This is a genomic window from Thiorhodococcus mannitoliphagus (assembly GCF_010915725.1).
Classification (GTDB): Bacteria; Pseudomonadota; Gammaproteobacteria; order Chromatiales; family Chromatiaceae; genus Thiorhodococcus; species Thiorhodococcus mannitoliphagus.
Genome location: NZ_JAAIJR010000319.1, coordinates 1 through 1,588, shown reverse-complemented (window position 1 = coordinate 1,588; position 1,588 = coordinate 1). Strand labels below are relative to the sequence as shown.

The 1,588-nt window shown below is 59.0% G+C and carries 3 protein-coding genes and 1 pseudogene; 2 read left to right on the top strand and 2 right to left on the bottom strand.

Annotated features, from left to right (window positions below; all coding sequences use genetic code 11):
- On the top strand, positions 1 to 232 hold a 232-nt coding region (locus G3480_RS28070; protein ID WP_206171926.1), incomplete at its 5' end, for a hypothetical protein.
- A 109-nt stretch (positions 233 to 341) separates the two neighbouring features.
- Here G3480_RS28070 and G3480_RS26545 read toward each other — a convergent pair.
- Positions 342 to 539 (bottom strand): PDDEXK family nuclease, encoded by a 198-nt coding sequence (locus G3480_RS26545; protein WP_164657194.1) that lies wholly within the window; start codon positions 537 to 539, stop codon positions 342 to 344.
- Between the two features lie 31 nt (positions 540 to 570).
- Positions 571 to 849: pseudogene (locus G3480_RS26540) on the bottom strand (PD-(D/E)XK nuclease domain-containing protein); the annotation flags it as partial.
- Between the two features lie 58 nt (positions 850 to 907).
- Here G3480_RS26540 and G3480_RS26535 point away from each other — a divergent pair.
- Positions 908 to 1,588, top strand: a 681-nt coding sequence (locus G3480_RS26535; protein WP_164657193.1) for an ATP-binding protein, incomplete at its 3' end; no start/stop codon positions are given.

The window sequence follows — 1,588 nt, the reverse complement described above, 5'->3', positions numbered from 1 at the left end:
TCACTCCCGAACCACGCCACACTCGGTTCCGGTGGATGGCCAATCCTTACCGGCTCGGGACTTGCACCCGGTGGGCCGCAACAAGGAGTTTCCGATTCGCTTATCCGTCCGCTATCTTCCTCTCCTTCCAGGCTTTGCCTGGCGCAACGAAACGATGATCAAGGCCAAAATGCGCGATCTCCAAGGTCCTGAAGCGGGACGGGGTATTCACCCCGTCCCGAACCTTTGCTAATCCGCCGCCGACCAGTCCCTCCACACTCACCCGAAACGCGCCAAACGGGGCGAATGCCCCGTCCGGCCTGAAAGTATCCAGGCCGGAGAGCGTCGAAATCCGCATATCACTATTCATGGGCTTGGCAGGGTTTACCGCGCAGGAGCCCATACCGATGGCTGGTGATATTCAGGCCGATTTTGGCATGATTGAATGTCCCGCCGGTCATTGCAAGGATTTCGCCATGACAAAATTCATGCTTCGAGAGCGAGTCTTCGTCGAAGCGCAAATACTCGGCGCGAGTGACAGCCGTCTTGATGGCTTGCATGACTCGGTGATCGTCTTAAATTGCCAAGGATTCAGAGCATCTCGACCTCGAACCCCGCCAGATTCCGACCCTCGCGCGAGAACTCGACGCCGACGAGATGGATCGGTTGGCCCAAGGCGCGGTATTTCTCAGCATAGCCCCGACCCTTGATCTGTTGCAATGCATGCCCCTCCGGCGCCAATTCAACCATTTTGAATTCAAACAGATAAATCCGACCGTTGAAGCGCACGGTCATGTCGATGCGGCCCTGATTAGTGGCGTCCTCCAGCGTGATGTCCAGGCCCACCGCCGCGAAATAGCTGTCGAAGACGCCACCAGGAGGTATCGACTAAAATTCCGTATTGAACCACCCGTCATGGAGTCCCAGCATGCCGCGTCTGAAATTGCCCATTGGAATCCAGAACTTCCGCGAAATCCGCGAGGACGGCTGCTACTACGTCGATAAGACCGCCCTGGCCCTGAAGTTAATCGCGGAAGGGAAGTATTACTTCCTCTCGCGCCCGCGCCGCTTCGGCAAGTCGCTGCTGATCGATACGCTGGCGGAGCTGTTCGCGGGGAACGAGCCCTTGTTTCGCGGGCTCTATGCTCATGATCGGTGGGATTGGTCGCGGCGGGCTCCGGTGATCCGGCTGAGCTTTGCCGAGGGGGTGCTACACAGTGCCGAGGCTTTGGATCAACGCATCCACGGCATGCTGCGCGAGCAAATGCAGCGCCTGGGGATCACGACAGAGGATGACTCGATCGTCGGCCGTTTCATCGCGTTGATCCGCCAGGCCCACGCCCTCACCGGCGAGCGGGTGGTGGTGCTGGTCGATGAGTATGACAAGCCGATCCTAGACAACCTGACCCGTCCGGAGACCGCCCGCGAGATGCGTGACGGGCTGCGCAACCTCTATTCGGTCATCAAGGGCCAGGACGCCCATATCCGCTTCGCCTTCCTCACCGGGGTGAGCAAGTTCAGCAAGGTGAGCATCTTCTCGGGGCTGAACAATTTGCGCGACATTACCGTGTCCGCTGACTACTCGGCGCTCTGCGGTTATACCGAGCGC